6 protein-coding genes are annotated in these 6,525 nt (G+C 72.8%); all 6 read right to left on the bottom strand.

Annotated elements, in window-relative coordinates; translation table 11 throughout:
• On the bottom strand, positions 1 to 553 hold a 553-nt coding region (locus G3N18_RS03605; RefSeq protein ID WP_196382940.1), incomplete at its 3' end, for an alcohol dehydrogenase catalytic domain-containing protein.
• A gap of 169 nt (positions 554 to 722) precedes the next feature.
• On the bottom strand, positions 723 to 2,000 hold the full coding sequence (locus G3N18_RS03600) for an HNH endonuclease signature motif containing protein (protein ID WP_196382939.1): 1,278 nt from the start codon (positions 1,998 to 2,000) through the stop codon (positions 723 to 725).
• A gap of 10 nt (positions 2,001 to 2,010) precedes the next feature.
• Positions 2,011 to 2,448: a VOC family protein gene (locus G3N18_RS03595; protein WP_196382938.1), complete on the bottom strand. Its 438-nt coding sequence runs from the start codon at positions 2,446 to 2,448 to the stop codon at positions 2,011 to 2,013.
• Positions 2,449 to 2,486: 38 nt separating this feature from the next.
• Positions 2,487 to 4,238 carry an ABC1 kinase family protein gene (locus tag G3N18_RS03590; RefSeq protein ID WP_196382937.1) on the bottom strand — a complete coding sequence of 584 codons (1,752 nt, stop codon included), beginning with the start codon at positions 4,236 to 4,238 and terminating at the stop codon, positions 2,487 to 2,489.
• Positions 4,239 to 4,243: 5 nt separating this feature from the next.
• Positions 4,244 to 4,903, bottom strand: a complete 660-nt coding sequence (locus tag G3N18_RS03585; protein ID WP_230403827.1) for a PadR family transcriptional regulator — start codon at positions 4,901 to 4,903, stop codon at positions 4,244 to 4,246.
• A gap of 95 nt (positions 4,904 to 4,998) precedes the next feature.
• Positions 4,999 to 6,450 carry an FAD-dependent oxidoreductase gene (locus G3N18_RS03580; RefSeq protein WP_196382936.1) on the bottom strand — a complete coding sequence of 484 codons (1,452 nt, stop codon included), beginning with the start codon at positions 6,448 to 6,450 and terminating at the stop codon, positions 4,999 to 5,001.
• Positions 6,451 to 6,525: the final 75 nt, after the last annotated feature.

Below are 6,525 nucleotides of genomic sequence, written 5' to 3'. Positions count from 1 at the left end.
CGGCGGGCGCGGCGACGCGCGCCGGGATGCGCTCGCCCACGGGCACGATCGCGGTGCCCGCGAGCACGTGCACGTGGGTGGCGAGGCCGCCGCTGAGCTCCCAGTGCGCACCGATGCGCTCGTGGCCGTAGGTGCGCAGGTGACGGCACTTCTGCGGCAGGGCCGAGGTGCAGCGGTCGCAGTCGCCGCAGCTGACCGCGACCGACCAGACCACGCGATCACCGAGTGCGATCGGTGCGCCCGACACGTCGAGGGCACCTCCCGCGCCGATCGACATCACCCGACCGACGCATTCGTGGCCGAGCACCATCGGTGCGGGGGCGGATCGGTGACCGGCGGCGATGTGCACGTCGGAGCTGCAGAGGGTGGCGAGCTCGACGGCGACGATCACGTCGCCGGGGGCCAGCAGGACCCCGGGCACCGCCATCGTCTCGAGGGGCGCACCGACGCCCGTCCACACTTTCGCGACCGCGGCGGGGCGCAGCACCTCGTCGCGCACGCCCGGCACCTCGGCGGTGGGGCGCGTCGCCGACGCGACCGCCGCGCGTCTCATGCCACGGCGCGGTAGCGGACGGATGCCTTTCGGGCGCGGACGTTCATGACTGCCTTTCGGAAGGGGGGCGCGAAGAATCTCCAGAACTCTCGCACCCCGGCATCCGAGATGTTCGCCGATCTCGACGATGTTCAGCGCCTATTCACCTGCCTGACGCAGACGTGTCGCCTCAGAACGGCGGCGGCTCGTCGCTGACGAGGCCGGTGGGGGTGACCACCTGCGTCGTGCCGTCGCCGCGGGTGCGGAACGCGAGGCGCGTTCGATGTCGGGCGCGGTGATCGGCGGGGCAGAGTGGCCGGAGGTTGCCGAGATCGGTCGGGCCGCCGCGGCGCCATTCGAGGATGTGGTCGATCTCGGCGTCGACGGCGAGACGGTCGCAGCCGTCACGTGAGCAGGTGCCGTGGCGGAGCACGAGCAGGTCGCGCTGGGACCGCGTCGGACGGTAGCGCCGGCGGTCGAGGTCGAGCGGAACGCCGCTCACCGGATCGACGATGAGGCGCCGGTAGCTCGTCGCGTCGAGAAACAGCTGCTGCGCGGTGAGGGGATCGAGCACGGGGCCACCGACGATCTGCGCCTGCGCGTCGCGGCCGGTGCCGCCGCACAGGGTGCACTCGCCGTGCTCTCCGCGCCGGCGCCCGCCGACCAGGCCGGAGGGCACGGTCACGAAGACCTTCACCTTCGCCTCGGAGCCAGTGCCGACACCCCGTAGCCACGCGGATGCCACGTCAGCGCGCACCTGGTCGCGCGAGCGATACTCACGGGCATCCTTCTGCAGGTGCCGCGCCGTCGAGTTCACGCGCCGTTTGATCGCGATCGCCTCGATCGCGGGCACCAGCAGGTGCACCCACGCCATGCCGTCTTCGGGATCGTCGACGACGAGGCGTCGCTGGGAGTGTGCGTCGAAGTGGCGCACACTCGCCGCGCGCGGGTCGAGGCGATCGATGAGCACGCGCAGCCGTCGCCGGAACGCGCCGGGCGACACCGACAGCACCCACGTGGCGGTCTGCGCGTCGACGAGCGCGATCGCATCGGCCGCGGCGGATGCCTCGGCATCCGTCGCTCCGGCGGGCGCACGCAGCGCTGTCAGCGCGCTGACGGTCGCCTCGACGAGCGCGAAGGGAGCGAACCCTTCGAGCGCGCGACGCCACAGCTCGGGCAGATCGCGCGCGGCCGTGACGGCGACGTGTGCGAGGTCACGCGCGCGGTTCACAGCGAGCTGCACCCGCAGCGATACCTCGATGAGCACCGCCTGCTCGGCGGCGCGCTGCGCGTCGGCGCCCGTCAGGTCGGTGTAGACCCAGGGGCGTTCGGCAGCGAAAGCGAGAGCGGCGGCGATCCCTTCGGCGAGGTGCGCGTCGCCCTGGTTGGCGAGCATGCGCGCGGGCACGAGCGCGTCGAGCACGAGCCCCATCGCCCGTTCCGCGCTGACCGCCTCGACGCCTTCCATACCACTCACGTTACGAGGGGGTTCCGACATTCCGGGCGGCTGCGGACGCGCGCGATCGGGCCTCGTCGGCCACCACTTCGACCTTGAACCCGGCGGCGTTCTCGAGCCACCCGGCGTAGTACGCGGGACCACCCGCGTGCGGGTAGCGGTCGTGGTACAGCGGCTGCCAGCCGTGGAGCGGGGCCGCCGCCATGATCGCGTCGAGCCGGTCTGCGGGGCCGGCGGCGAACGCCAGGTGGTTCACGCCGGGCGCGCGACGGTCGTGCACGGCGCCCGACAGGTTCGGCGACGTCGTGAGCGTCAGGTAGGCGCTCCCCACGCCCCACGACTCACCCTCCGGCCACGCGCTCTCGCGGTGAAAGCCGATCTCGCCGAGCAGCCAGCCCCAGTCGGCGCGTGCGTCGGCGAGGTCGGCGACCCAGATCTCGACGTGGTGCAGCCCCGGCATGTCGCCATCCTCGCAGACCCCGCGCCCCAGCCCCCCGGTCAGCGCTGCGCGGTCGTGCGTCGCACGCGGTGCACGGGCCTGCCCCCGCGCCGCCCCGACCGCCGCGCCAGTCCCGACAGCGCGAACCCGAGCGGAACGACGCTCGCGACGACGAGCGTCGCCGCGAGCCATGGCACGGCGCCCCACAGGAGCGCGCCGCCGACGACCATCGCCGCGAACACGATCGCCGCGATCACGAGGCGCAGCAGGTTCTCGAGCCGGTCGAGGCGCCGCCCGATCTCGGGGGTGTCGACGGCGAGCTCGCCGCGGTCGATGCGCGCGGCGACCTGATCGATGCGCACCGGCAGCCCCACGATGGTCTTCGCGTACGAGAACACGCTCTTCGCGGCATCCGTCAGCGCACCGCGGCTCTCTTCGCGCAACAGCCGCTGCGCGAACGGTTCGACCGCGTGCCACACGTTGAAGCCGGGGTCGAGGGCGCTGCACACGCCCGAAGTGAGCGAGACGGCGCGCGTGATCAGCAAGAAGTTCTCGGGCAGCTGCACCGGCAGCTCGCGCATCGCCTCGCCGAACTCGTCGGCGAACGCCTGGAACTCGCGCGGGTCGACGTCTTGCAGTTCGCCGAAGCCGAGCCCGCCGAAGCGGGCGAACAGCTCGGTCAGCGCCCGCTCGAGCTCGGTCGTGTCGGCCGACGGCAGCAGCACGCCGATCTGCTGGATGCCGGCGACGAGACCCTTGCCGTCGCGTGCGGCGACCGCGATCACGATGCGCCGCAGCCCCGCGCGCAGCTCGGGCGGAACGTGGCCCATCATGCCGAAGTCGATGAAGGTGAGCGTCCACGTGCGACCTGCCGCGTCGGGCGCGTGGGGCGTGACGAACACGTTCCCCGGGTGCGGATCGGCGTGGAAGAAGCCCGCGCCGAACAGCTGCTCGAACATCACCTCGGCGAAGGTCTGCGCGACCTCGGCGGGATCGATGCCCGCCGCACGCAGCCCGTCGACGTCGTTCAGCTTGATCGCCGTCACGTCGGAGAGGGTCAGCACCCGCGGTGTCGTGCGCTCCCACACGACCGTCGGCGCGGCGACGCGCACCCCATCGGAGAACAGCTCGCCGAAGCGCTCGGCGTTCACTCCCTCGTGCAGGTAGTCGATCTCTTCACGGCTCGTCGCGGCGAACTCTTCGACGAGGGCGGGCACGTCGACCCGCCGCGCCACGAACCCGACGCGGCTCAGGCGGTCGGCGATCGTGCGGAGCGCGGCCAGGTCGACCTCGACGACCTCGTCGATGCCCGGCCGCTGCACCTTGACGACCACCTCGCGAAACCCGGCGATGCTCTCGTCGTCGTCGGAGAGCTGCGCCCGGTGGGCCTGACCGAGGGATGCCGCCGCCACCGGCGTCTCGTCGAACCAGGCGTACGCGCGGTGAAGCGGCACGCCGAGCTCGCTCTCGGCGAGCGCCTTGATCTCGGCGAACGGCACCGCCGGCACTTCGTCTTGCAGCTGCTCGAGCTCGCTCGTGACCTCGGGAGGCAGCACGTCGAGGCGCGACGAGAGGAACTGGCCCACCTTGATCATGAGCCCGCCGAGGTCGATCGCGAGCACGCGGAACCGCGCCGAGATGCGGCGCAGGCGCGCCGTGCGCCCGCGCTCCGCCACGCGGGCGAACCCGATTCTGGGCAGCACGACCTCGAACCACCACGTCGCGAGCATGACCCCGGTGGCGAACCGCACGATCCGGCGGTAGCGCGCGCGCGACGCGGCGGCGGCGCGCGGGGCGTCGCCCTGAGGCATCCCGTTCAGCCTTCGGCGAGGATGGCGTACAGCTTGCGACGGGCCTCGTCGATCACGTCGACGGCCTGCTGCACCTGCTCGGGTGTGCCGGTGCGGCCGACCTGCATCGCCGCCTGGGCGAGGTTGGCCCCCGCCTTGGGCAGCGCGCCGAATCCGGGGCCGCCGTTACGCGCGCCGTGCGCGTGCGATCCGGCCTCGCCGGTTGCGGCGCCCGTCGCGCTCGCCTGTCCCTGCCACGGCGCAGGGCGGTCGGATGCCTCGGCACGGCCGGCCTCGGTCAGCGAGTAGGTCTTGCGCCCGCCCTGTTCTTCGACCTCGACCGCGCCCTCATCGGTGAGCAGCTGCAGCGTCGGGTACACCGAGCCGGGGCTCGGCTTCCACGATCCGCCGGAGCGCTCTTCGATCTGCTGGATGATCTGGTAGCCGTGCATCGGCTGTTCGGCCAGGAGCGCGAGGATCGCCACGCGCACGTCGCCGCGGCCCATGCGGGTTCCGGCCTTCTGCTCGAAGCGCTGACCGATCGACTCTTCGACGTTCCGCCCGAACTGCCCCAGGGTCTCGAACAGGTCGCTCATGCCGGCGCCGCCGAACATGCCGCGGCCGTCGCCGCCCCCGAAACCACCGAATCCCTGACCGCCGAATCCTTGACCGTACGAACTGCTCATGGCTCTCTCCTTCGCCGTGTGAACGATACATAACGATATATCGTTCACGTGTCGCCGAGTCCGTGAGTTCGCCCAGAGCGAAGCCGCGAGTCCGCTCAGTGCGGGCGGCCGTAGGCCTCGAGCCAACGCAGCCACAGCTCGCTGATCGTGGGGTAGGCGGGCACCGCGTGCCACAGCCGCGCGAGCGGCACCTCGCCCACCACGGCGATGGTCACGGCCTGCAGCAGCTCGGCGACGTCGGGCCCGACGATCGTCGCCCCGACGATCACGCCGCGGTCCTCGTCGACGATCGCACGAGCCGTGCCCGCGTAGCCCTTGGCATGGGTGGCGGAGCCCGCGAGGGCGCCGAGGTCGACGTCGAGCGTGCGGGCGCGCACCCCGGCATCCGCCGCCTGTCGCTCGGTCAGCCCGACCGACGCGACCTGCGGCTCGGTGAACACCACCTGCGGCACTGCGGCGTGGTCGGCGGTCGCGACGTGCGTTCCCCACGGGCGGTCATCGACGTCGCCACCCGTGGCGCGCGCGGCGATCACGTCGCCTGCCGCGCGGGCTTGGTACTTGCCCTGGTGCGTGAGGAGCGCCCGGTGGTTGACATCGCCCACCGCGTAGAGCCAATCGAGCCCGGGCACACGCATCGTGTCGTCGACCGCGATCCACTCACCCGGCGCGAGCGACACCGTTTCGAGCCCCAGATCGGCCGTGCGCGGCACGCGACCGGTCGCCACGAGCAGCTGGTCGGCCCGCACCTCGCGGGCCTCGTCGCCCTCGCCCTCGCCCTGGCCCTCGCCGCGCAGCACCAGCACGCGTTCGTCGCCCTCGCGGCGCACCGCCGCGACCTCTGTGCGCAGCAGCACATCGACGCCCGCGTCGCGGAGCGCTGCGGCGACCGCCTCGCCCGCGAAGGGCTCGAACGGGCCGAGCAGCCCCGAACGGGCGATCACCGTGACGCGGGTGCCGAAGGACGCGAACGCGGTCGCGAGCTCGCACGCCACGACGCCCCCGCCGAGGATCGCGAGGCGCGCGGGCACGTCGGCGACGGCCGTCGCCTCGCGGCTCGTCCACGGTTCGGCGTCGGCGAGGCCCGGGATATCGGGCAGCAGCGCCGCCGATCCCGTGCACACCGCGACCGCGTGGCGAGCCGTGAGCACGCGCTCGGTGCCATCGGATGCCTCGACCCGCACCCGCCGTTCGCCGTCGAGCCGCCCGTGGCCGCGCACGAGATCGATGCCCGCCCCCTCGAGCCAGCCGACCTGCCCGGCGTCGTTCCACTCGTGCACGATCGCGTCGCGGGAGCGGAGCGTGGCGGCGACATCGACGCCGCCGGTAACGGCAGTGGCCGCGCCGGGCACCGCCCGCGCCGCGCGGAGAGCCGCGACCGGGCGAAGCAACGTCTTCGAGGGCATGCACGCCCAGTACGAGCACTCGCCGCCGACGAGCTCGGCCTCGACGATGGCGACAGAAAGGCCCCCCTGCACGGCCCGGTCGGCCACGTTCTCGCCGACAGCGCCGGCGCCGATGACGATCAGGTCGTATTCGCTCGTTTCCACCCGCCCACCATTACCCGAGTGTGACGCCGCATGCCAGCCCCCTGCGAGATGTCGGAGGGGTGTGGTTGGGTGGAT

The sequence above is a fragment of the Microbacterium paulum genome, from assembly GCF_015707995.1.
Taxonomy (GTDB): domain Bacteria; phylum Actinomycetota; class Actinomycetes; order Actinomycetales; family Microbacteriaceae; genus Microbacterium; species Microbacterium paulum.
Note: the sequence above shows the minus strand (reverse complement) of the source record. Positions and strands in the feature narration are given on the sequence as shown.

Coding starts and splice junctions, on each gene's coding strand:
- G3N18_RS03600 (WP_196382939.1), bottom strand. CDS start 2,000: ATGGAAGGCGTCGAGGCGGTCAGCGCGGAACGGGCGATGGGGCTCGTG.
- G3N18_RS03595 (WP_196382938.1), bottom strand. CDS start 2,448: ATGCCGGGGCTGCACCACGTCGAGATCTGGGTCGCCGACCTCGCCGAC.
- G3N18_RS03590 (WP_196382937.1), bottom strand. CDS start 4,238: ATGCCTCAGGGCGACGCCCCGCGCGCCGCCGCCGCGTCGCGCGCGCGC.
- G3N18_RS03585 (WP_230403827.1), bottom strand. CDS start 4,903: ATGAGCAGTTCGTACGGTCAAGGATTCGGCGGTCAGGGATTCGGTGGT.